The sequence below is a fragment of the Streptosporangium sp. DT93 genome (genome assembly GCF_049844535.1).
In the GTDB taxonomy this organism is placed as follows: Bacteria; Actinomycetota; Actinomycetes; order Streptosporangiales; family Streptosporangiaceae; genus Streptosporangium.
On record NZ_JBNCLF010000009.1, the window covers coordinates 82,066 to 105,006 of the forward strand.

Annotated in this window: 17 protein-coding genes; 11 read left to right on the forward strand and 6 right to left on the reverse strand. The window is 73.8% G+C overall.

All coding sequences use genetic code 11. The features are described 5' to 3' along the window. Positions 1-112: 112 nt before the first annotated feature. Positions 113-3,925, reverse strand: a complete 3,813-nt coding sequence (locus ACLQ2R_RS20600; protein WP_425961714.1) for a DUF4153 domain-containing protein — start codon at positions 3,923-3,925, stop codon at positions 113-115. Positions 3,926-4,153: 228 nt separating this feature from the next. Beyond that, positions 4,154-4,843: a response regulator transcription factor gene (locus ACLQ2R_RS20605; protein WP_362804552.1), complete on the reverse strand. Its 690-nt coding sequence runs from the start codon at positions 4,841-4,843 to the stop codon at positions 4,154-4,156. Positions 4,844-5,416: 573 nt separating this feature from the next. On the opposite strand from ACLQ2R_RS20605, the gene ACLQ2R_RS20610 reads away from it, so the two are divergent. The 7 genes from ACLQ2R_RS20610 (at position 5,417) to ACLQ2R_RS20640 (ending at position 14,296) form a co-directional block, all read left to right on the forward strand. Next, positions 5,417-5,740, forward strand: a complete 324-nt coding sequence (locus ACLQ2R_RS20610; protein WP_425961715.1) for an SSI family serine proteinase inhibitor — start codon at positions 5,417-5,419, stop codon at positions 5,738-5,740. 24 nt (positions 5,741-5,764) lie between these two features. Beyond that, a complete protein-coding gene (locus tag ACLQ2R_RS20615; protein WP_425961716.1) occupies positions 5,765-6,613 on the forward strand; it encodes an arylamine N-acetyltransferase family protein in 849 nt (282 codons plus the stop codon). A 93-nt stretch (positions 6,614-6,706) separates the two neighbouring features. Next, complete coding sequence (locus tag ACLQ2R_RS20620) at positions 6,707-8,323, forward strand: protein kinase domain-containing protein (protein ID WP_425961997.1); 1,617 nt, start codon at positions 6,707-6,709, stop codon at positions 8,321-8,323. After that, entirely contained in the window at positions 8,320-10,635 is a 2,316-nt protein-coding gene (locus ACLQ2R_RS20625) for a hypothetical protein (RefSeq protein ID WP_425961718.1), read from the forward strand. The genes ACLQ2R_RS20620 and ACLQ2R_RS20625 overlap by 4 nt, the downstream gene beginning before the upstream one ends. Further along, the gene (locus ACLQ2R_RS20630; protein ID WP_425961719.1) at positions 10,628-12,256 is read left to right on the forward strand and encodes a protein kinase domain-containing protein; all 1,629 of its coding nucleotides are present in this window, start codon (positions 10,628-10,630) and stop codon (positions 12,254-12,256) included. The genes ACLQ2R_RS20625 and ACLQ2R_RS20630 overlap by 8 nt, the downstream gene beginning before the upstream one ends. 204 nt (positions 12,257-12,460) lie before the next feature. Then, positions 12,461-13,840, forward strand: coding sequence for a hypothetical protein (locus tag ACLQ2R_RS20635; RefSeq protein ID WP_425961720.1), 1,380 nt, complete (start codon positions 12,461-12,463; stop codon positions 13,838-13,840). A 264-nt stretch (positions 13,841-14,104) separates the two neighbouring features. Then, the gene (locus tag ACLQ2R_RS20640; protein WP_425961721.1) at positions 14,105-14,296 is read left to right on the forward strand and encodes a hypothetical protein; all 192 of its coding nucleotides are present in this window, start codon (positions 14,105-14,107) and stop codon (positions 14,294-14,296) included. 40 nt (positions 14,297-14,336) lie between these two features. Here the strand turns inward: ACLQ2R_RS20640 and ACLQ2R_RS20645 are convergent, their stop codons facing one another. Then, positions 14,337-14,648 carry a DUF3817 domain-containing protein gene (locus tag ACLQ2R_RS20645; protein ID WP_386235752.1) on the reverse strand — a complete coding sequence of 104 codons (312 nt, stop codon included), beginning with the start codon at positions 14,646-14,648 and terminating at the stop codon, positions 14,337-14,339. A gap of 31 nt (positions 14,649-14,679) precedes the next feature. Continuing rightward, entirely contained in the window at positions 14,680-15,462 is a 783-nt protein-coding gene (locus tag ACLQ2R_RS20650) for an SURF1 family protein (protein WP_425961722.1), read from the reverse strand. A 258-nt stretch (positions 15,463-15,720) separates the two neighbouring features. On the opposite strand from ACLQ2R_RS20650, the gene ACLQ2R_RS20655 reads away from it, so the two are divergent. Together ACLQ2R_RS20655 and ACLQ2R_RS20660 are read left to right on the forward strand one after the other, a co-directional pair. Next, a complete protein-coding gene (locus ACLQ2R_RS20655) occupies positions 15,721-15,897 on the forward strand; it encodes a hypothetical protein (RefSeq protein WP_425961723.1) in 177 nt (58 codons plus the stop codon). A gap of 310 nt (positions 15,898-16,207) precedes the next feature. Continuing rightward, positions 16,208-17,665, forward strand: coding sequence for a flavin-containing monooxygenase (locus ACLQ2R_RS20660; RefSeq protein ID WP_425961724.1), 1,458 nt, complete (start codon positions 16,208-16,210; stop codon positions 17,663-17,665). 73 nt (positions 17,666-17,738) lie between these two features. Here ACLQ2R_RS20660 and ACLQ2R_RS20665 read toward each other — a convergent pair whose 3' ends face one another. Next, entirely contained in the window at positions 17,739-18,701 is a 963-nt protein-coding gene (locus ACLQ2R_RS20665) for a virginiamycin B lyase family protein (protein WP_425961725.1), read from the reverse strand. Between the two features lie 189 nt (positions 18,702-18,890). Here ACLQ2R_RS20665 and ACLQ2R_RS20670 point away from each other — a divergent pair, with 189 nt between their 5' ends. Then, positions 18,891-19,499 (forward strand): TetR/AcrR family transcriptional regulator, encoded by a 609-nt coding sequence (locus ACLQ2R_RS20670; protein ID WP_425961726.1) that lies wholly within the window; start codon positions 18,891-18,893, stop codon positions 19,497-19,499. 124 nt (positions 19,500-19,623) lie between these two features. Here ACLQ2R_RS20670 and ACLQ2R_RS20675 read toward each other — a convergent pair whose 3' ends face one another. Then, positions 19,624-21,480: a gamma-glutamyltransferase family protein gene (locus ACLQ2R_RS20675; protein WP_425961728.1), complete on the reverse strand. Its 1,857-nt coding sequence runs from the start codon at positions 21,478-21,480 to the stop codon at positions 19,624-19,626. 133 nt (positions 21,481-21,613) lie between these two features. Between ACLQ2R_RS20675 and ACLQ2R_RS20680 the strand changes: the two genes are divergently transcribed. Continuing rightward, positions 21,614-22,939, forward strand: coding sequence for a sensor histidine kinase (locus ACLQ2R_RS20680; protein WP_425961729.1), 1,326 nt, complete (start codon positions 21,614-21,616; stop codon positions 22,937-22,939). Positions 22,940-22,941 lie beyond the last annotated feature (2 nt).

The window sequence follows — 22,941 nt, forward strand, 5'->3', positions numbered from 1 at the left end:
CTCCCGTGTGACGACCGGCCTGTTCCGGGGCCCGGGGACGGACCGCGTCGCGCCCGGCCCCGTGAGCGGCCGTTCCCGTGGCTCGGGGACGAGGGCCGCGCCCGTTCCGCGGTCAGTCCGGGGTGGGGATCTCCAGCCGGGAGAAGCTCTGCGGGCACCGGGAGTCCGGCAGGACCGGCCGCCGTACCAGCAGTTCCCTCGCCTGGCGCCTGGCCAGGTTCCAGCCGTTCCAGGGGTCGGGTGCGGCCAGGTGGTTGGTGGCGACGACGTCCCTCAGCACGCAGCTGCGGGCCGGTTCGGGCAGCCTGTCCAGGGCGGGAACCGCCTCCGCCCCGAGGTCGCCCAGATACTCCAGGTCGGCGCCGGACAGCCCGCGTACGGCGATCTGGGTCTCCGCGACCCGCAGGTCGGGGTTCCACAGGGCGAACGCCAGCAGCGAGGCGCTCGTCATCACCACGAGGGTCCTGGGGAGCCAGCGCGCCTGCTCCCGTCCGACGAGCCGGGCCGCGCCCGCGGCGAGGACCAGCGCGAACACCCCGCCCAGCCACCACACCGTCGCGGCCACCGAGGCCCGCAGCCGGGAGAGGCCGTAGGCGTCGGAGTAGAGGTCCAGGCGGTGCAGCGCGGAGACCAAGACGACCAGGGTCAGCACGCAGAGCAGGCCGAGCAGCCCGGCCATCAGCCACCGGTCGAAGCCCTTGAGCTCCAGCGTCCCGGAGGCGATCCCCACGATCGCCAGCACGAACACGCTCACCACGACGAGCTGGAAGAAGCCGGAGCGCGCGTACTCGGCGTAGGTCAGCCCGGTGGCGGACACCAGCCAGCGGGTACTGCCGAACAGCACGGTCAGCTGCATCGCCACGAACGTGACGAACAGCAGGTTGAGCGCGGTCAGCGGGAGCACCCACACGCTCCGGCCGGTGGCGATCCTGAGGCTCGGCGTCCGCGGCTCGGCCACGGGCTGCAGGCCGACCAGCACCGCCGAGGCCACCACGGCCGCCAGGACCACGAACAGGACGATCCTCAGCGGCATCGACTCCGCCCAGTCCTGCACGCTGAGCACCCGCTCGACGGCCTCGGCGAAGACCGCGTCCGCCGAGGCGAACAGCGCGCCGAACACCGCCAGCAGTACGACGGTCAGCCCTGTGCCGAACAGCGCGGGAACCACCCGCCTGCGGGCCGCGAGCGCCCTCAGCCGGGTGCCGAGGAACCACGGCACGGGCAGCAGCCCCAGGATCACCGACGCCCCGCCCCGGAGCACCCCGAGCCAGCCGCGCCCGGCCCCCGACAGGGCGAGCGCCGCCGTCAGGAACCCCGCCAGCGACACGACGGCGACCAGCCAGTCCGCGTCCCTGAACATCACGGTCACGACCAGCCCGTAGGCGAGCACTCCCAGCGCCACCGACCACGGGGTGATCCGCCCGCGTACCGCGGGGATCACCGCCATCCCCATGGCGACGGCCACCAGCACGAGCCCCAGCCCCGCCCCGCTGTACGGCACCACGATCGCGCCGAGCAGCCCGACGGCGGCCGACACCGGCAGCACCCAGCGGGGCGTGTCCGGCAGGTCCGGCCGGGGCAGGAGGGGCGGCGCCTCGTAGCCCCCCGTGCCGTGCCCGCCCGGAGCCGCCGCCCGGGGCCCGGCGAGGGTCGCCGTGCCCGCGTGTCCCCTCGTGTGTCCTTGAACCGTGTGTTCCTTCGTGTGTCCCTGAGCCGTGGGTCCCTGACTCGCGGGTCCGTGGCCCGTGGATCCCTGACCTGCGGGCCCGGGGGGCGTGGAGCCGGTCGCGGCCGTGGGTGCCCTGCCCGTGGGCGTCGTGCTCGCGACCCTGGCGGCCGCCGGGGCGGGACCCTGCGCCGGAGGCCGGTACGGAAGCGGTTCACGGCTCGCGGGGAGGCTGTCGAAGGACGTGGTGGCCCCGATGACCGTACCGACGAACCCGCCCGCCACGAACACGCCGGCGCCGGCCAGCAGGCCGAGCATCGGGTCGAGCGCGGACAGGACGGCGCCCACGATCACGGCGCAGAGCCCTCCCGCGATGCCGCCCATGAAGACCCCGAAGAGCGCTCCCCCCCAGTTCCGCACCACGACCCTTTCCTGGCGCGTGTTCCCGTTCCCGGTGAGGACGGGCCGTGGCGGGAACGGCGGGGGGGCGTGGGCCGGCGCGGGTGTGCGGACCGGCGCGGGGGACGGGTTCGGGGGGGATCCGGACCGAGAACCGGTGGGGTCCGGGGTCGGATCGGCCTCGACGGCCTGCCGGGAGCCGGAGGGGCCGGCCGGCGGACTCGGCCGATCCCCCTCGACGGACCCGGCGGGCTCCTCCGCGGATTCCGCGGGTCCCGTGGACCCCGTAGATCCGGTGGGCCCCGTAGATCCGGTGGGCCCCGTGGACCCCGTAGATCCGGTGGACGCGGTGGCCCCGGTGGACGCGGTGGCCCCGGTGGACTTCGTGGACCTGTCGGGTCCGGTGGCCTCACCCGGTCCGTCGCCGGTTCCGCCGGAGTCGACCGGCCCGGACGGTCCAGGCGACTCCGGCCGCCCACCGGACGGTGTGCCGTCCACGAGGACCCGGCCCGGGACGGTGGGCACGGGGGCGGCACCCGCGGTCACCTCGTCCGGCGCGCCGCCCCTCGTCTCCACGACGGGAGAGCCCTGAGCCGACGGGGCACGGACCGATGCGCCACCAGCCGGGGAACCATGGACCGGGGAGCCTTGAGCCGGTGCACCAGGGGGCGATGGGTCATGAGTCGATGGGTCCTGGGGCGACGGGACCCGGGCCGGCAGGACCCGGGGCGACGGGCTCCCGGCCGGCGAGGTCCGCGGCGGCGAACTCCCGGCCACCGGCGTCCGTGACGACGGGTTTCCGGCCGGCGGGGCCTGGGAAGACGAACCGGGGGCCGGCGAGCCTGACGCGGGAGAAGACGGGGAGGTCATCTCGATCCTTTCCGGGAGGTCGGTCACCACGTGGCAGCCGACACCGTCCTCGACGTGGATGGAGCCGCCGTGCAGTTCGACGATCTCCTTGGTGATGGCCAGGCCCAGCCCGGCGCCGCCGTCGTCGGCGGCCCGCCCGGCGTCCAGCCGTGAGAAGCGCTCGAACGCCCGGGCCCGGTCCTCGGCCGCGATGCCGGGCCCCTGATCGCTCACCCGCAGCCGGACGCCGTCCCCCGAGGCCCTCGCCGCCAGCACCACGGCCCCACCGGCGGGACTGTGGCGTACCGCGTTGTCCAGCAGGTTGGCGAGGACCTGCGCGAGCAGGTCGGGGTCGGCGCGCAGACTCAGCCCCTCGGGCACCTCGCAGCGGGCCGTGACCCCCTCCCTGGCCAGTACGGCCTCGCGCAGGGCCTGCTCGCACAGCGGGCGCAGCTCGACGTCCTCACGCTCGATCAGGCGGGCGCCGGACTCCAGGCGGGACAGGTCCAGCAGCTGGGCGACCAGCCGGCCGAGCCGTTCGGTCTGCGCGAGCGCGGTACCCAGGGTGGCGGGGTCGGGCTCGGAGACCCCGTCGACCACGTTCTCCAGCACCGCCCGGAGCGCGGTGATCGGCGTGCGGAGCTCGTGGCTGACGTTGGCCACCAGTTCCCGGCGCTGCCGGTCCATCTCACCCAGGTCGGCGGCCATCGCGTTGAAGGCGCGGGCCAGCTCGCCCACCTCGTCCCGGGAGGTGGCGGTGACCCGCAGGCCGTACCGGCCCTTGGCGATGGTCTGGGCGGCGGCGGCCATCTCGCGCAGCGGCTTGGTCATTCCCCGCGCGAGCAACTGCACCATGATCAGCGCGAACAGCGCGGCCACGGCGACGCGCACGTCGCGCGAGTACCCGGCGTTGATGCCGACCTCGTTGACGACGAACGCCGCCACCACGGCCAGCAGGATCACCATGCCGAGCTTCGCCTTGATCCGGCCGAGGAAGTCGAGGGGTCTCAATGGTCGGCGCGTCCTCGTGTCGAAGTAATAGGGCTATATGCGTATGAGCTATAGGACGAGCGTTTGGTTCTCCCCCGGTCGCGCACCGGCCCGTGGCGTGGTCACACGCCCTCGGGAGGCCGCGCATCCGGGAGGCCGCGCATCCGGGACGCCGGGGCGTCTCATCGCCGATGGGCGGGCCCTCGCCTCCGCTCGCGAGACGCCTCGCCGTCCCGCCACCCCGCGTGTTCACGGCCTGACGAGGGCGTAACCGACTCCGTGGACGGTACGGACGACACCGGGTCCCAGCTTGCGGCGCAGGGCCCGTACATGACTGTCGACCGTGCGGGTGGCCGCGGCCTCGGAGAAGCCCCAGATGTCGGTCAGCAACCGTTCCCGCTCGAAGACCTGGCCGGGCCGCTCGGCCATGCGGCAGAGCAGGTCGAACTCGGTCCTGGTCAGCTGGGCCTCGGTGCCCCGCACGTAGACCCGGCGCTCGGCGGTGTCGATCTCGACGTCGGCGACGCGGATGACCGTGTCGTCCACGGCCAGTTGCGAAGCCCGCTCGACCCTGCGCAGCAGGGCGTGCACCCGGGCGACCAGCTCGCGCATGCTGAACGGTTTGGCCATGTAGTCGTCGGCCCCGACCCCGAGCCCCACGAGCAGGTCGGTCTCCTCCCCCAGCGCGGTGAGCATGAGCACCGGCACCGGCCTGGCCGCCTGCATCCTCCGGCACACCTCCAGGCCGTCGAGGCCGGGCAGCAGGCGATCCAGCACCACCACGTCGGGCCCGGTCCTCGCGTGGACGGCCAGCGCGGTCTCCCCGTCCCCGGCGACCTGAACGTCGAAGCCCTCGGCGGCCAGCCTGTGCCGTACCGCCCGCGCGATCGTCTCGTCGTCCTCGACCACGAGGACGCGTCGTTGCTGAGGGGTTGCCATGCTCGGCAGCGTAGACCGGAGCGGTGCAGAAGACCTGTGGTGAATTGTGAAGGTTTCGCGCACCCCCGGGGCACCCGTACGTCACCGGGGACCACCGGCCGCACGAGGGCGTCCCGCGCCCGTCGCGCCGGATTTTACCCGGTGGTGAAAATCTTGACCGGTGCCTGAAAACCATCGCTTGGCCGTGGGGTCACGGCAGGTCAGGCTGGGAACACCGACCATGGTGTGATCTGGGGGACGATGCGGATGAGGCCGTTCATGAGGTACGTGGTCTGCCTGACGGCCCTCGCCGGCGCGATGGCCTCCTCCGGCGTGTCGTCCGCGAGCGCAGGCCCGGTGGACGGGCTCTCTCCGGCCGCCTCGGCCACGGCACGGGCGCCGCTCCCGCCGGTCGAGCCGCTCCCGCCGAAGCCGTCCGACCCGATGGCACCACGGGACCCGGCCGGACCACCGGTCCGAACCGGATCACCGGGCCAGGCCGGATCACCGGACCGGACAGGAGCACCGGACCGGACAGGACCACCGGACCGGGCGGAGCCGCGGGCCGGGCTCTCGCGTGTCCCCCCGGTCCAGGTGCCCCCTCTGGCCCGGGCGCTCGTCCTCGCCCTCACCCAGGGGGCGACCATCTCGCCGATGAGCCGGGTCGTGGTGGTGCAGTGCAAACCGATGGTGGGAGGGACGCATCCGAAGGCGCAAGGCGCGTGCGCGGCGCTGGACACGGTGAACGGCGACGTGGGGAAGCTCAAGCCGTCGAAGACGGCGGCCTGTCCCCTGATCTACAACCCCGTCACGATGACGTCGGCCGGCGTCTGGGACGGCCGGTTCGTCCTGTCCTCCCAGACCTTCAGCAACAGTTGCCTGCTGCGGAGCGCACTCGGGGAGATCGCCGGTTTCTGATCGCTGCGAGGTTACCGTTACAGGGTGATCGATGCTCCCGCGTACCTCCGCAGGATCGGTGTCAGGGCGGACGGCCCCCCGAGCGTGGAATCCCTGCACCTGCTCCACCGGGCACACATGGAACGCGTGCCGTACGAATGCCTGGAGATCTGGCTGGGCCGCCCCACCACGGTGGATCCCGCCGAGTCGGCCGCCCGGATCATCCGGGGCCGGGGCGGCTACTGCTACCACCTGAACGGGGCGTTCTCCGCGTTGCTGAAGACACTCGGCTACCGGGTGACCAGGCACGTGGGCGGGGTGCAGGGACGCCCCGAGGACCCGGCCGGGGCAGGCGGCAACCATCTCGTGCTCACGGTGTCCGGGCTGCCCGACCGGGGCAACCCCGGCGGGGAGTGGCTGGTCGACCTGGGACTCGGTGACGGGCCGCACGCTCCCCTGCCGCTCGTCGCGGGCACCTACCGTCAGGGCCCCTTCACCTACGGCCTGCGTCCCTCCGAGGCCGAGCCCGGCGGCTGGCGGTTCGACCACGATCCACGCGGCTCCTTCCCCGGCATGGACTTCCGTGACGCACCCGCGCGGATGTCGGAGTTCACCGAGAGGCACGACTTCCTGTCCACCTCCCCGGAGTCGGGGTTCGTCCGGGTGGCCACGGTCACGCGGCGCGACGCGGGCGGCGCCGACATCCTGCGCGGTCTCGTGCTCACCCGTCTCGGCGACCGGGAGCACACCCTCGTCGCGGAGACCGAGCGCGACTACTTCGAGATGCTCGCCGACGTCTTCGCCCTCCCGCTGTCCGACGTCACCCCGGCCGAACGCGCCGGGCTCTGGCGGCGCCTGTGGAGCGCCCACGAGAAGTGGGCCGGCCGCGGCTGACCCCCTCCGCCCCCCGCGCCTCGCCGGAGTACGACCGGGAATCAATATGCCGGTGAAGACCCTGTCCGTTGGTCCATGTGCCGCTAAGTGACTATGTTGCTGTTCGCGATGATGGCGAACGGGGTGAGCAGGATCGACACTCAAGTGCTGGCAGGCCGCTACCGGCTGCTCAACCCCCTCGGTGAGGGTGGGGCGGGCACGGTCTGGCTCGCCGCCGACGAGACGCTCGGCCGCGACGTGGCGGTCAAGGAGGTACGGATCCCGCCCGGCCTCGACGCCGCCGGGCGGCAGGAGGTCTGTGCCGCGGCGCTGCGCGAGGCCAACCTCGCGGCCCGGCTCAAGCACCCCTCGATCGTGACCGTCCACGACGTGGTCATCGAGCAGGAACGCCCCTGGCTCGTCATGGAGCTGCTCTCGGGGGCGTCGCTGGAGCAGACCGTCCGCGACCGGAAGCCGCTGCCCGTGCACCAGGTGGCCAGGGTCGGGGTGGGCATCCTCAGCGCGCTCGGTGCCGCTCACGCCGCCGGGGTGGTCCATCGCGACGTCAAACCGGGCAACGTCTTCCTGACCAGGACGGGCAAGGCCGTCCTCACCGACTTCGGCATCGCGGTCGTCGACGGCGAGATCACCTCGGGCCGCACCGACCACCTGGTGGGCTCGCCCAACTACATCGCGCCCGAACGGCTCCGCGGCGAGCGAGGCGGCCCCGCCTCCGACCTGTGGTCCCTCGGCGCCACCCTCTACTTCGCCGTCGAGGGGGTCCCGCCGCACCCGGCGGAGACCCCGATCGCGGCGATCGGGCGGGTGCTCACCGAACCGCCCAGGCCACCGGAGCGCGCGGGCGCCCTGGGCCCGCTGCTGATGCTCATGCTCGACCCGGCGCCCGAGGCCCGCCCGTCCTTCGAGGAGGCCGCCCGCTCCCTGGCGGACCTCACCTCCGGCCGTACGACCGGCACCGCGCCGCACGACCCGCGCCCTGCCCCGCCGTCGGCGCTCCCGGCGCTCCCGGCCCGGGACACCGCCGAGCCGGCGGCCGGGCGGCCTCGCCGGCGCACGGCGCTGTGGATCGCCGCCGAGGTGGCGGGGGTCCTGGCGGTCGTCGGGATCACCTTCGGCGTGACGTTCCTGTCCGCCTCCGGCTCCACGGCCGCCGAGAAGAAGGTCAGGCTCAGCGAGAACCCCGGCGCCTTCACCACACCGGTGAACGTCTGCGCGCTCATCCCCGCCGCCACGGCCGCCCGGCTGCTGCCCTCGTCCCCGGGTGAGGGCAAGCCCACCAACGACGGGGGATGCCAGTGGGCGGTCAGCGGGGCGGGGCTGGAGGTGCGCCTCTCCGCGGACAAGCAGTGGGGCAGGAGCCCGCGCCAGGCTCACGAGCTGTTCGTGAACCGGCGCAACGGCGTCATCCCCAGCGGGGAGAACGCCTGGAGCTGGCCGGAGATCCAGGCCGGCCTCCGCTCCTCCCGCTCCACCGCTCCCCGGACGGTGAAACCCGTCGGCGACGAGGCCTTCGGCTACGACGTCCACGAGAACCGGAAGACCGGCAGACTGGAGCAGAGCTACGTGATCGTACGTGTGGACAACCTCGTTCTCGACGTCGGCTACAGCGTGGTCGACGGCAGCAAGGACGGTCCGGCGATCCAGGCGGGCGCCCACACCGCCGCGACGTGGGTCGCGAACGCGTTGAACAAGCAGAAAGCCGGCAAATGAACCATCCAGACCTCCCTCGTCCCCAGGGCAGGCACGCGGGCGGGCAGGCCCCTCCCCCGCAGGGGCCCGGGGTCGCCGGAGCCGAGGGCCCGCCGATGCTCGAACAGAGCTCGCTGGAGCAGGTGATCGCGCGGTTCGGCCCGATGTCCCCGCAGCAGACCGCGGTGGTCGGCCTGGCCGTGCTGGACCAGCTCGTGTCCATGCACGTGCAGGGCATGCTCCACGGCGACGTGCGGCCCGGTTCGGTGCTGCTCGGCCCGTACGACCAGATCGTCCTTGCCGCGCCCTCCCTGCCGTCGTCGCTCTTCACCTCCCCCGAGGGCGTGACCAGCCCGGCCGCCGACCTGTGGTCGCTCGGCGCGACCCTGTACACCGCCGTCGAGGGCCGTCCGCCGTCGCCCGGCGCCTCCCTGGACAACGCCGGTCCGATCGCACCGATCCTGTTCCGGCTGCTCGCGGGAGAGCCGTCCCAGCGGCCTGACCCGTCCACCCTGCGCACCGCGCTGCTCGACATCTCCCGGTACCGTCCCGGGCTCCCCTCGGCCTCGGACGCGTCCCCGCAGAACGCGCCCGTACCCGGCCCCCAGAGCCCGCTCGTGTCCGGCCCGCAGAACACCCTCGCGTCCGGCCCGCAGAACACCCTCCCGTCCGGTCCTCAGAACCCGCTCGGATCCGGTCCCCAGAACCCGCTCGCCTCCGGCCCTCAGAACCCGCTCGCGTCCGGTCCCCAGAACGCGCTTCCGCCGGGCCCGGGGACCACCGGCCCCGGCGCCGCCGTCAGCACGGAGGCGTTCCCCCGCTCCGGTCCCGAGACGTCCGATCCCTTCGGCCGTCCTCCGGGCGCGGAGACCTCCGGCGGCTCCGGCACGAGCGCGCCCCCCGGAACGGGTGCCTCCTCCTCCGGCGCGTACGCCCCCCTGTCCTCCGAACCGGCGCCCCAGAGCCCGGCGAGGCCGCAAGGATCCGGAGGCCCCCAGGGTTCCGGGGAACACGGGAGAGCCCAGGGTTCCGGAGAACACGCGGGAGCGGGGGCGGGGAGCGGGGACTTCCCTGCCGCCGAGGAGCACGTGACCGCGCCCTTCAGGAAGAACCTGAACGAGCAGATGTCCGCCATCACGGCCGGCCTCCCCCTCCGGGACGTCCCGGGCTCCCCTCAGGCCTCGTTCCCCACGCAGGACGTGCTGGGGACCCGGCAGGCCCGGTTCCCCGACCAGGACGCCCCGGGAGGCCGGCCGGGCTCGCCGCCTCCCCGGGACGCGCTCGCGGGCGGTCAGGGTGCCTCCGCCCCGCCGGACCCCGCCGACGGCCCTTCGGGGTCCTCCTCGGGACAGGACACCCCCGCCGCCTGGCCCAGCCTGCCCCAGGGCTCATCGGCGCAGACGGCGCGACCCGGCCCCTGGCAGGGACCGCCCCAGGGACCACAGGGCCCGCAGGCACCGCAGGGCCCGCAGGCACCGCAGGGCCCGCAGGCACCGCAGGGACCGGCGGGGCTCCAAGGACAAGGACCGCAAGGACCGCGGGGACCCCAAGGAGCACAAGGGCCAGGACCCCAAGGACAGCCGGCGCCGCAGGGCCTCCGGCAGGACGCGTCCCGGGCATCCGTCCCCTCCACGGCGGGCACGGAGCGGAGCACGGCGGACCAGCCGACCGAACGTTCCACGAGGACGACGGGGGTCCTCGTACCCCGGCCCGTGGTGGCGCTGACCGGAGCGCTGCTCTTCGGCATGGCGGTCACCATCGGCGTGCTGCTCACCTCGGTGCTCACGAACCCGGCCGGCGACACGTTCCCCACGGAACCCCCCGGCGCCAAGGGCCGCTTCGCCACGGCGCCCCGGGCCTGCAGCCTGCTCGACGAGAACCAGGCGGGTGAGGTCGTCCCCGGATTCAGGAGCTCCGAGGTCGAGCACTCCGCGTGCGACTGGCTCAACCAGCAGGACTGGCGCAAGGCCAACGTGGAGAAGTACGACCTGCGGGTCCGGCTGATCGCGCAGAAGGAGGTCGCGCGGGCCAAGGAGTACATGGCCGGCAAGAAGAAGGACATCGCCGACAAGGGGCAGTTCGCCACTCCCAGGCCCGCCCCGCCCAAGGACCTGAGCGGCGTCGGCGAGGAGGCGTTCACCTCCGCCTCGTACAGCTCCATCAACCTCTACGGCGGTTCCTACCAGTCGGTCGTGGTCTTCCGGATCAGCAACCTGATCGCCGAGGTCGAGTACGAGCGGGGCGGCGTCAAGGAGGACGCCGACGGCCAGATCGAGCAGGGCGCGCTGAAGGTGGCGCGGTGGCTCACCGAGTCCCTGAAGACCGATGACTGACGGGTCGTCCGGCGGGCCGGCCGGGCCGCTGCCCGTGCTGGCCGGCCGCTACCGGGCGGTCGAACGGCTGGGCGCGGGCGGGATGGGCGTGGTGTGGCGGGCCCGCGACGAGCTGCTCCACCGCGAGGTGGCCATCAAGGAGGTCACGCTCGACGCGAGGCTGTCGGAGGCGCAGCGCGCCGAGACACGCGAGCGCACCATGCGCGAGGCCCGCGCCGCCGCCCGGCTGGGACACCCGTCCATCGTCGCCGTCCACGACATCGTCGCCCAGGACGGCCGCCCGTGGATCGTCATGGACCTGGTCAGGGGCCGTTCGCTGGACCAGGCGATCCGCTCGGGCGGCCCCCTGCCCCCGCACCGGGTGGCCGCGATCGGCCTGGCCGTGCTGGACGCGCTGGCCCTCGCGCACAGCCGGGGGATCATGCACCGGGACGTGAAACCGGCCAACATCATGCTCGCCGACGACGGCGGGGTGCTGCTGACCGACTTCGGCATCGCCACCGTCGAGGGCGACGTCCAGCTCACCTCGCCGGACGCGATCGTCGGCTCTCCCGGCTACATCGCCCCCGAGCGACTGCGCGGCCAGGACGACGGGCCCGCCGCCGACCTGTGGTCCCTGGGCGCCACCCTGTACGCGGCCGTCGAGGGCCGGGGTCCCTTCCATCGCGGCACCCCGGTCGCGACCCTGGGGGCCGTGCTCACCCAGGAGGCCCCCTTCCCCTCCAGGGCCGGGGAACTGGCCCCCGTGCTGCTGGCCGTACTGGCCAGGGATCTCCGGGAGCGGCCGGGAGACGCCGTGTTGCGCGCCGCGCTGCGGCGGGTCGCCCAGGGGCTGCCCGCGGGCCCGCTCTCCCCGGTGACCGCACCGCGCCAGGAGCCGCGGGCGGCGGACCCGTCGGGGACACCGTACGGGACGGGGACGGCCCCGACGCAGGTCGCGGGCCGGGCCGGACGGCGCCGTACCGCCCTGATCGCCGGAGCCGCGCTGGCCGTGGTCGCGGCGACGGCCGGGACGGTGATGCTGACCAGGGGTGACGACCCCGGGGCGCCTCAGGCGGCGGAGACGCCGGGGGCGGCGGGATCGTCGGGGGAGCCTTCGGGGACGGCGGTGGCCGGGCGGTTCGCCACCGCGCCGGACTCGTGCACGCTGCTCACCGACTCACAGGCCCGGGCGGTGGTGCCCGGCGCGTCGCCGCCCACCTTCGTGACGTCCACGGGCGGCGGGGTGCCCTTCTGCAGCTGGGACGGCCCTGCCAAGGACCCGGTCGGCCGCAAGCTGTGGATCTCGGTCGAGCACAAGGCCCCGGTCTCCGGCAAGAGCGGCCCCGACACCGCGCGCGCGTTCTTCGCCGCCGAACGCGTCAGGACCGCCGCGGACGAGGGCAGCGGCCTGTTCGGCTCCACCGGACGGCTCAGGAACGTCGGCCGCATCGGAGCCGAGGCGTTCTCCTACGACATCCTCAACCAGGACGCGGCCTCCTGCGTCATCCAGTTCCGGGTGAGCAACCTGCTCGTCAAGGTCACCCTCTCGGAGAAGGGGAAGCGTGTCGGCACGCCGCTGCGACGGCACACCCTCCAGGTCGCGCGCCAGGTCTCCGAGGAGCTGAACAGCCGTGACTGAGAACGGCACGGGCCGGGCCGTCCACACCTCGCACGCCGGTCGCCGCACCGCCGCAGGCCGAACCACCACAGGCCGAACCACCATCGGCCGCACCCTCGCAGGCCGCACCGTCGCCGGCCGCACCCCGGCCGACCGCGCCCCCCGGGCCCGGTGCCGCACCACGGCCGGCCCCGGCGGGCGTGGCGTCGTCGCCGGGGAGACCGGATGACCGACCCCACCCTGCTGGCCGGGCGCTACCGCCTGCTGGAGCGCCGCGACCGGGCGGGCACGAGCTGGCGCTCGCGCGACGAGCTGCTCCGTCGTGACGTGACGATCTCGGAGGTACGGCTGCCGCCTCCGGGACCGTACCGGGAGTGGCTCCTGGGGCAGATCCGCGCGGCGGCGGACCTGCGGCACCCGGGTGTCACGGCCCTGCACGACGTGATCCCGGCTCATGATCGCTTCTGGCTGGTCATGGAGTCGGTCGAGGGACGCTCGCTGCTGCAGACCGTCAGGTCCGACGGCCCGCTCTCCGACGAGCGGGCGGCCGAGGTCGGACTGCGGGTGCTGGACGCGCTGACCGCCGCCGGCGAGCGGGGGGTCCACCTGGCCGCCACCCCCGACACCGTGCTGCTCACCCCCGGCGGGCGGGTGGTGCTGACCGGTGTCGCCGCCCTCGCGACCGGTGACGGGTTCCACGACCTGGGCGCCACCCTCTTCACCGCCGTCGAGGGCCGGACGCCCGACACCGGTGAGCGGCCCCTGCCGACGATAGGGGACGGGACGCCGCTGGCCTCGCCGTCCACCGGCTCCTTCGGTCCCACGGGATCCGGCCCGCTGGTCCCGCTGGTGGAGGAGTTGCTGACGGCCGGCTCGGGCCACCGGCCCGACGCCACCTCGGTGAGGCTGACGCTGGAGAGGATCGCCCCCGGGCCCGCCGGCCACCCCGCCAGGCCCGGCCCCGGTGGATCGGCCCCGATCCGCACGGGAACGACATCGCGCCGGACGCTCCTCGTCGTCGCCGGCCTGACCGCGCTGCTCGTCGCCGGTGGGCTCGCCTTCTGGCTCTGGCCACGTCACGCCGCCGAGCAGGCTCCGGTCGCCGCACCGGTCGCGTTGCCCACCGCGTTCTCCCGTGCCCCGGACCCCTGCGCGCTCCTGTCCGCCGGTCGGCTGGCCGAACTGGAGGTGGAGGCCGTCCCCGTCAGGAAGAAGAACGCGTGCACCTGGAGGAGCTCGGGGCAGCCGAAGAACCTGACCTACATCCTGGAGGTCTCCGCCTTCCGCCTGCCCTCCGGCAAGGACGCGGGGCGGATCTACGCGAGCTTCCTCAGGCAGGAACGCGAGCGGACCACGACGGGGGTCGGCCTGCCCCTCACGATCGTCATACCTCCCAGCCCTGTGGCCGGGATCGGCACCGAGGCCTACGCCTCCGAGGGCACCAACGGGCTGACCTACTACAGCTCGGTGGTCTTCCGGGCCGCCAATGTCGTGACCGTCGTGCAGTACCAGCGCGGCATCGGCGAGGACGGCGACGGCAGCACGCGCAAGGGGGTACGCGCGGCGACCCGGTGGGTCCTCGAGAAACTCGCCCGGGAGGAGTGAGCCCGGAGGCCCGGAGGCCCGGAGCCCCGGTCACGCCCGTCTCCCCGAGGCCTCGGAGCCCTGATCACGTCCGTACTCCCGGGGCCCCGAAGCTCCTGTCCCGCCGGCGCCGGTGGACTCCCGGGGGGCCTCACGCTCCCGGTGGCGCCGCGCCGATCACGATATATCTCGGTTGGAACCCCGGGGGTGTGTCCGTTCGTTGGACCGACGACGCAGAATGAACTACAGACGGGGCGCCCGCCCCGCGTTCGGAGGATGTTGAGGATGTCACCCGTCCAGAAGTACGCGATCGGTGCGGCAGCGGTGGTGTTCCTGTCGTGGTTGTTCCTGCCCGGGTTCGTGACGACGCTGATCCTCCTGGGCGTCGTCGCCGCCCCGGTCGTCGGCTACCTGATGCTCGACCCGTCCCAGCGGGAGCGGCTCAAGCGCTCCCGCCGTCGCGGTCTCGGCCGCTGAGGGACGGCACCCGCGTCACGCCTGACCGGCTTCCGGCCGGTCAGGCGGCGGGGGTCGCGAGTTCCGCCTCCACCCGGCGGGTGACCTTGCGCTCGAACACGAACGAGAGCAGCGGCACGGTGCCCGCGAGCATCACTCCGACGATGTAGGGCCACGTCCAGCGGGCCTTCATGCCCAGATTCATCGTGGCCACGAGATAGAGCATGTAGAGGAAGCCGTGGATCGGGGAGACGATCTTCGATGGTTCCTCGATGCCGAAGCCGTACCTGAGCACGATGCAGGTGACCAGGACGAGCAGCATCACGCCGACGATGTACGCCAGGACACGGAAGGGCTTGAGAGCGGATTCCACGGTCGGTTACCTCGGTCTTGAAGTTCGCGGTTCACGGGGCGGTACGGGACGGTGCTGCGGGGTGGTGCTGCGGGGCGATGGCGGACCCGGCGGGTCTTCCCGTACGGCCGCGCAGCGCGTCGCGCACGAAGTGCCACCACATGAAGACCGCGAACAGCCCGAAGATCCACCACTGGGCGGCGTAGGCGAGGTTGCGCCAGGTCAGCCCGCCGGGCTCGGTGGGGGGCGGGACGCTCACCGCCTGGAGGGGCACCGCCGGGGCGGGCGACTGGGAGGCGGCCACCACGAACCCGTTGCGGAGCCTCGTCCCCCGCCACAGGTTGATCAGTTCGGCCGACGAGACGGTCAGCACCTGCCCCTGCGGCAGGTTCCGGGTCCGGCGCTGCACGCTGTCGGTCTCCTCCGAGGCCTGCAGCCGCCCGCCGACGGTCACCCTGCCCTCGGGCACGGCCGTCGCCGGGTCCTGCGCCGTGGCCACCCTGCCGCGCACGACGGGAACGGCGGTGCCGTCACCCAGGTCGAGGGCGGTGAGGACCCACAGGCCACCGTCGCGTCCGGCCACCAGGAGCTGCTTCGAGGCGTCGAAGGTGCCCTGCGCGGTCACCCGGCGGCTCACCGCGCCGGCCGTCATGCGCGCACCGGGCGTGGTGAGCTCGGTGACCGCCACCGCGGGGGGGTCGAGCTGGGACCGGGGCCTGCCGGAGTCCTCGAAGACGCCGAGCTGCCACCTGCCCAGCAGCCCGCACACGACGAGTGCTCCGATCGCGAGCAGGTGGAGCGCCACCACTCGGGCGGAGAACAGGATGCGGAGCATGGCACCACGCTATCCGTCCCGGTCGGCGGTCCGGCCCCCAGCACCCCACCCGGTCCGGCACCGATCCACCCCGGCCGCCCCGTCGCCACCCCGCCCCTACCCCGACCCTCCCCCGGATCGGCACCGGCCCTCCCACCTGGATCCGGACCGCGGCCCGGCCCCGCATCCCGCCCTCACATCCCGGCACCCGGTGCGGGCTTTCACGAAACTGACACAAATCAGTGTTGGGAGGCATCCCATGTCGCTAAAGTCATCCCCATGTCTGATCCTCAGCAGGTTGACCCCGCGGGCAACACGCAGGCGTTTCGCGCGTTCGCCCAGCGTAAGGACCCCGAGGCCGCTCCCGAGAAGCGGTCGCTCGTCCTGCCGATCACGGTCGGCGTGGTGGTCGCGGTGCTGGTCATCATCGCCGTGGTCGCCTACCTGGTGCTCTGACCCGCCGGAGCGCACGAGGGGTCCCCGGTCGGTCCGGGGCTCCCGAGGCATCCGGAGGAACCCGGAGCAACCCGCAGCGCCGAAGGCTCCCGCCCTCGGCGCTTTTCGCGTTCCCGGTAACCTTCACATACCGACCAGTCGGTGTGACGCGACTCACCCCCTCCCGACCATGGACGGCGACGACTCCCATCACTACATTGGACGAAGAATCCAATAGCAACAGACGCGGAGCGCTCCCATCGCCGCGACCGGACCGGGAGGAGCACGCCACCCGAGAGGTCGTCACCGGAGACGGCCGGCGAGGAGAACCATGGACACGCGTCCCGGGATCACGATCATCGGCTCCGGCTTCGCCGGTCTGGGCATGGCGATCAAGCTCAAGGAGGCGGGGTACCACGACTTCGTCATCCTGGAGAAGGCCGGCGAGCTCGGCGGGACCTGGCGGGACAACACCTACCCCGGCTGCGCCTGCGACGTCCCCTCGCACATGTACTCCTTCTCCTACGAGCTCAACCCCGGCTGGTCGCGGATGTTCTCCCCGCAGGCCGAGATCCGCGACTACCTGCGGTCCTGCGCCGTCAGGTACGGCCTGGAGCCGCACCTGCGGTTCGGCAGGGAGGTCGTCGGGCTGGAGTACGACGACGCGGCGCGCGACTGGCGGGTGAGCCTCGCCGGCGGCGAGCGGTTCACCACCAACGCCGTGATCTCGGCGATCGGCGCGCTGCACGTGCCGTCGCTGCCCGACATCCCCGGCCGGGAGACCTTCACCGGCCCCTCCTTCCACTCGGCCGGCTGGGACCACTCGGCCGACCTGACCGGCAGACGGGTCGCCGTCGTGGGCACCGGGGCCTCGGCGGTCCAGTTCGTCCCGCGGCTCGCCCGCCAGGCCTCCCGCCTCCACCTGTTCCAGCGCACACCCCCCTGGATCCAGCCCAAGCCCGACTTCGCCTTCTCCCCCCGGGCCAGGCGTCTGCTCGCCCTGCCCGGCGCGGCCCGCGCGCTGCGTACCTCGATCTACTGGGCGCTGGAGACCCGGGCGCTGGGCTTCGCCGTGGACCCGCGCCTGATGAGGGTCCACGAGGCGTCGGCCCGGCGGCACCTGGCCGCCCAGGTGCCCGACCCGGAGCTGCGCGCCCGGCTGACCCCGGACTACACGATCGGCTGCAAGCGCATCCTGATCTCCAACGACTACTACCCGGCGCTGACGAGGGACAACGTCGAGGTCATCACGGACGGGGTGCGGGAGATCCGGGAGAGCTCGATCGTCGACGCCCGCGGCCGGGAGACCGAGGTCGACGCGATCGTCTACGGCACCGGCTTCAAGGTCACCGACGCGCTGAACGAGCAGCGGATCGTCGGCAGGGACGGCAGGAAGATCCAGGAGGCGTGGCAGGGCGGCGTGGAGGCCTACTACGGCATCACCACGACCGGTTTCCCCAACCTGTTCTTCCTGCTCGGCCCCAACACCGGCCTGGGCCACAACTCGGTCGTCTTCATGATCGAGGCCCAGGTCCGGTACGTCCTGGACTGCCTGCGCCTGCTGTCGAGGACGGGGGCCAGGGCGCTGGACGTCCGCCCCGAGGCCCAGCGCGCCTACAACGACCGCCTCCGCGCCCGGCTGGAACGGCTGGTCTGGAGCGAGGGCGGCTGCCGTAGCTGGTACCTGGACGAGCACGGCGTCAACAGGACCATCTGGCCGGGCTTCACCTTCGAGTACTGGGCACGCACCCGCAGGCCGGTGCACGCGGCCTTCGAGCTCATCCGCTGACTCCGGGACGTCCGCCTCCCCGCACGCCCGTCGCCCGACGCCGGCGCGGGCGGGACGCCCGTCCCCCCGGACCTCAGCGCGGCGGGGACGGCGGGGACGGCGGGGACGGCGGGGACGGCGGGGACGGCGGGGACGGCGGGGACACCGTGACCCGGGCCAGCGCACCGGTCTCCAGCGCCGCCCACACCGTGCCGTCCGGCCCCACCGCGATGCCGTGCGGTTCCGAGGTCGCGGTCGGCAGGTCGTACTCGTCGATCCGGCCGCCGGAGGCGATCCGCCCGATGCGGCCGGTCCCCCACTCGGTGAACCAGCAGTGCCCGTGCGGGTCGGCGGCGATGGCGTGGGGACGCGCCGCTCCGTCCGGGAGGGGGTACTCGTCGATCCGCCCGCCCGGCTCGATCCGCCCGATGCGACCGGCGCCGATCTCGACGAACCACAGCGCGCCGTCCGTACCGGCCGTGATGCCCACCGGGGCCGCGCCCGCGGTCGGCAGGGGGTGGACCTCGACGTCACCGTCGAGGCCGATCCGGCCGATCGCGTCCGCCTGGTTCATCGTGAACCAGAGGCCGCCGTCGGGGCCGGCCGCGATCGCGGCCGGGAACGCCCCCTCGACCGGCAGAGGGAACTCGGTGACCTCGCCCCCGGTCATGATCCGGCCGATCCGCCCGGCGGCGCTCTCGGTGAACCAGAGCGCGCCGTCGGCTCCCGCGGCGATCCCGAACGGGCCCGCGTCCGGCGTCGGCAGCGAGAAGGAGCGGACCCGCCCGTCCGTGGTGATCCGGCCGATGCGGTGCGCTCCGTACTCGGTGAACCACAGGGCCCCGTCGGGACCCGTGGTGATGACCGTCGGCCCGGACGGGTCCCGGTCGAGCCGGTGGGAGGTGATCTCCCCGTCGGGGGCCATCCGGCCGATCCGGCCGTGATGGACCATCGTGAACCACATGGCCCCGTCGGGGCCGGCGGTGATCCCGTACGGCCCGGCGCCGGGCTCGGAGACGGGGATCTCCTCGATCGAGACGATCTGATCCGCGGACATGGGCGCTCTTTCCTGGAGGATGGGCCGGGTCCGCGGGGCGGACCTCGGGGGGGTGGGGTGGACGGGTCGTCGCGGTGCCGTCTGTGAGCCCTTGACCGCCACACTCCTTCGCTCCACTTAATGCTACTTAGTTGCATTAAGGTGGAGTATGCCCCACACCAGAAACCGACGCAACCGGAGGTGGCCGTGATGCCGAACGGGACCGCACGACCCGGAGGGCGCACCGCGCGGGTGCGCGAGGCGGTGCGCGAGGCCACCCTCGCCGAACTGGCGGAGAAGGGGTACGAGCGGATGACCGTGGAGGGGGTGGCGCTCCGCTCCGGCGTGCACAAGACCACCGTCTACCGGCGCTGGGGCAGCGTGGAGGGGCTCGCCGCCGACGCGCTCGACCTGGCCGGCGGCGAGCCGTGGCCGATCCCCGACACCGGCACGATCGACGGGGATCTCCGCGCGCTCACCCACCTGGTGCTGACCGGGTTCACCGATCCGGGCACGGGGCCGGTCTCGGCCGCGTTCATCAGGGCCGCCTCGCGCGATCCGGCCGTCGCCGGGGCACTGCGGGCGTTCTTCGCCGCCCGCCACGAGCAGTCGGCGGCCCTGGTGGCGCGGGCGGTCGCGCGCGGCGAGCTGCCCGAGGGGACCGACGGCGCCGACCTGGTCCGCACCGCCGTCGCCCCGCTGTACTACCGGTTGTTCGTCAGCGGCGAGCCCGTGGACGAGCGGGTCGCCGACCGTGCCGCCGCCGCGGCATGGGCGGCGGCCCGGGCCGGGGTGTTCCTGCTCGAAAGGCCCGCGTGACGCCTGGGCCGGGGTGTTCCTGCCCGGAAGGCCCGCGTGACGCCTGGGCCGGGATGTTCGTCCGGAAGGCCCGCGTGACGCCCCGGGCGGGTCACATGACGCGCCCGGGGCCGTCGTCGCGGGTTTACCTGCGCTCGCTGACCACCAGCGCGCTGCCGCCGCCGCGCCGGGTCGGCTCGGCCACCGCCTGGAGCCTGCCGCGCGACAGGAACTCGACCGCCGTGGCCGCGCCGATCTCGGGGTTCGGCACCAGGGTGTGCCCCCGGCCGGTCAGCTCGGCGCCGTAGCGGTCGATGTAGGCCTGCTCGGCCTGGGTCTGCGCGGTGTTGCGCTGCGTGGCACGCGGGGCGGCCAGCGCCTCCGGCAGCGACATGCCGAGGTCCCAGCGGTTGACCAGGATCTGCAGCACGGTGGTGATGATCGTGGACCCGCCGGGCGAGCCCAGCGCGAGCACCGGCCTGCCGTCGGCCAGCACGATCGTCGGCGCCATCGAGGAGCGGGGCCGCTTGCCCGGCGCGGGCAGGTTCGGGTCACCCGGGGCCGGGCCGAAGGTGAAGTCGGTCAGCTCGTTGTTGAGCAGGAACCCCCGCCCGGGGACGACGATGCCGTTGCCGCCGGTCGACTCGATGGTGATGTTGTAGGCGACCACGTTGCCCCACCGGTCGGTGACCACCAGGTGGGTGGTCTCCGGTCCCTCGGGGGCCGCCTCGGTCGCCTGGGCCGTCGGCGCGGCCGGGCACGGCCCGTACGTCCCGTCGGGGGTGCCCGGAGCGGCCGGGTGCGCCATCGCCCGCTCGCCGATCAGGCAGGCGCGCTCCTTGGCGAACCCGTCGGAGAGCAGCTGCCGGAGCGGGACGCCCGGGATGTCGCCCACGTACTTCCCGCGGTCGGCGAAGGCGAGCCTGGACGCCTCCAGGTACTCGTGCTGGCCGACCTTCGGCAGGGCCTCAAGGATGTTGAGCGCCTCGCCGACCGTCGACCCCCCCGAGGACGGCGGCTCCATGCCGTACACGTCCATGCCCTTGTACGTCGTCTTCGTGGGGGGCCGCTCCAGCGCGCGGTAGGCCCTCAGGTCGGACAGCTCCATCAGCCCCGGCCGCACGGTGCGGGTGGAGCCCGGCGTGACCGGCGGCTTCTTGACGGTGGCCACGATCTCGGCGCCGAGGGGGCCGCGGTAGAGCCACTCGCCCCCGCGCTTTCCGAGCGTGCGGTAGGTCTCGGCCAGCTCGGGGTTGCGGAAGGTGGAGCCGACCGGCGGCGGGGCGCCCCCGGGCAGGTAGAGCTTGGCGGTGGAGGTGAAGTCCTTGAACCGGGCCGCGTTGGCGGCGGTCTGGTCGTAGAAGGTCTTGTCGACCGTGAACCCCTTGGAGGCGACCTCGATCGCGGGCCGCAGGGCCTGGCGCAGCGAGAGGGTGCCGAACCTGCGCAGCGCCAGCTCCCACTGGGCCACGCTGCCGGGCACCCCCGCCGACAGCCCGCTGGTCACGGCGTCGTCGAACGGGATGCCCTCCAGCGAGGTGGAGGGCATCGCCTTCGGCGCGGTCTCCCGCCCGTCGATGGTCTGCACCTTCTTGCGGCGCGCGTCGTAGTAGACGATGAACCCGCCCCCGGCCAGCCCGGCCGAGTAGGGCTCGGTCACGCCCAGCGTGGCCGCGGCGGCGACCGCGGCGTCCATGGCGTTGCCGCCCTGGCGGAGCACCTCCAGCGCGGCCTTGCTGGCGTCCAGGTCGACGGTCGAGACCGCGCCGCCGTACCCCTCGGCGACGGGCTTCTTCTCCACCCTGGGCCGGTCCGGCGACGTCCGCGCCACCGACGACGCCGAGGAAGCCGGCGTCGCCCGCGTCGCCGCGGAGAGCGCGCCCGGGGGCGCCTGGGTCGGTGCGGAGAGCGTCTGCGAGGACGCCGCCGCGGGGTGGACGAGCAGGACGGAACTTCCCGCGAGGATCCCCGCCAGGGGGATGGCGACGCGACGATGGATCATGAGTGACCTCCCGCAGACAGCTTGGCCCAGTGGCCGAGCCTTGTCAGCCCCCTTCCCTACTCCGGACGAAGTAGTACCTTCTGCCCCACCGGGGGGACGCGCGCGCCGGACGGGCGCACGTACAGTGCTGAGCGTGCGCGCCACCCCCCGTCCGGCGGACCTGCTGCTGCCCCTCGTCGCCGGGGTCTTCCAGGGCGTGGGCACCTACGCCGCGCAGCGCTGGCAGATCCACGCCCCGGACCTGCTGCGGACCCCGCTCGACCCGCTGGGCCTCGCGCTGCTGCTGACCGGCCCCCTCGCCCTCGTGGTACGCCGCCGCCACCCGGTGTTCAGCATGATCGTCGCGGTGGACTCGACCATGATCTTCGTCGCCCTGGGGTACTCCTACGGCCCGGTCTTCCTCAGCCCGGTGATCGCGTTCCACCACGCCGCGGCCGCCGGCCACCGGCGGGTGGCCTGGCCGGTCTGGGCCCTGGCCTACGCCTTCATCGTGGTCTACACGGTCGGGTTCGCCCCGGTCCCCAGCCGCGACTGGTTCCACACCCTCACCGTGGCCGCGCTGATGGGCCTGGTGGCGGCGGTCGCGGAGTTCTCCAGGACCCGCGGGGAGCGACGGGCCGAGCGCGCCCGGACCGAGGAGGAGGAGCTGCGTCGCCAGGCCAGCGAGGAGCGGCTGACCATGGCCCAGGAGCTGCACGACGTGCTCGCGCACAACATCTCCCTCATCCACGTGCAGGCCTCCACCGCCCTCCATCTCATCGACGAGCATCCCGGGCAGGCGCGGACCGCGCTCACCACGATCAAGCAGGCGTCCAAGGACGTGCTGACCGAGATGCGCTCGGTGCTCAGCGTGCTCCGCGACGACGCCCCGCGCTCCCCCACCGCCGGGCTCGGCCTGCTGGACGATCTCATCGGGCGCACCGGGCTGCCGGTGGAGCGGGAGGTCACCGGCCAGGTCAGGCCGCTGCCCCCGGAGGTCGACCGGGCCGGGTACCGCATCGCGCAGGAGGCCCTCACCAACGTCACCCGGCACGCCCCGGGAGCGTCGGTCGGGCTCGTCCTCGACTACGGGCCCCGCGCGCTGACCGTCCGGGTCACCGACTCGGGGCGTAAGGACCGCGAAGGCGGCGAGGGCCGCGAGGGCGGCGAGGCGCCCGGGGAGAACCTGGGTGGCGGGAACGGCATCCCCGGCATGCGGGAGCGCGCCTCGGCCCTCGGGGGAACGCTGACCGCCACCCGCCACGGCCGGGGCTTCCGCGTCGAGGCCCGGCTCCCGATCCCGGAGGCCCCCCGGCCGACCCCGGAGACACCCCGACGGCCTCCGGAGACACCCCGGCCACTCCCGGACCACCCACTCCCGGACCACCCACTCCCGGACCACCCGCTCCCGGACCACCCGCTCCCGGAGGCTCCCCGATCGACCCCGGAGACGTCCCGGCCGCTTCCGGAGACACCGTGACC

What these genes read in the sequence shown, in the direction of transcription:
- ACLQ2R_RS20605 (WP_362804552.1), bottom strand. Translation starts at nt 4,843, where the DNA reads ATGGCAACCCCTCAGCAACGACGCGTCCTCGTGGTCGAGGACGACGAG.
- ACLQ2R_RS20620 (WP_425961997.1), top strand. Translation starts at nt 6,707, where the DNA reads ATGTTGCTGTTCGCGATGATGGCGAACGGGGTGAGCAGGATCGACACT.
- ACLQ2R_RS20625 (WP_425961718.1), top strand. Translation starts at nt 8,320, where the DNA reads ATGAACCATCCAGACCTCCCTCGTCCCCAGGGCAGGCACGCGGGCGGG.
- ACLQ2R_RS20630 (WP_425961719.1), top strand. Translation starts at nt 10,628, where the DNA reads ATGACTGACGGGTCGTCCGGCGGGCCGGCCGGGCCGCTGCCCGTGCTG.
- ACLQ2R_RS20635 (WP_425961720.1), top strand. Translation starts at nt 12,461, where the DNA reads ATGACCGACCCCACCCTGCTGGCCGGGCGCTACCGCCTGCTGGAGCGC.
- ACLQ2R_RS20640 (WP_425961721.1), top strand. Translation starts at nt 14,105, where the DNA reads ATGTCACCCGTCCAGAAGTACGCGATCGGTGCGGCAGCGGTGGTGTTC.
- ACLQ2R_RS20650 (WP_425961722.1), bottom strand. Translation starts at nt 15,462, where the DNA reads ATGCTCCGCATCCTGTTCTCCGCCCGAGTGGTGGCGCTCCACCTGCTC.
- ACLQ2R_RS20655 (WP_425961723.1), top strand. Translation starts at nt 15,721, where the DNA reads ATGTCTGATCCTCAGCAGGTTGACCCCGCGGGCAACACGCAGGCGTTT.
- ACLQ2R_RS20660 (WP_425961724.1), top strand. Translation starts at nt 16,208, where the DNA reads ATGGACACGCGTCCCGGGATCACGATCATCGGCTCCGGCTTCGCCGGT.
- ACLQ2R_RS20665 (WP_425961725.1), bottom strand. Translation starts at nt 18,701, where the DNA reads ATGTCCGCGGATCAGATCGTCTCGATCGAGGAGATCCCCGTCTCCGAG.
- ACLQ2R_RS20670 (WP_425961726.1), top strand. Translation starts at nt 18,891, where the DNA reads ATGCCGAACGGGACCGCACGACCCGGAGGGCGCACCGCGCGGGTGCGC.
- ACLQ2R_RS20675 (WP_425961728.1), bottom strand. Translation starts at nt 21,480, where the DNA reads ATGATCCATCGTCGCGTCGCCATCCCCCTGGCGGGGATCCTCGCGGGA.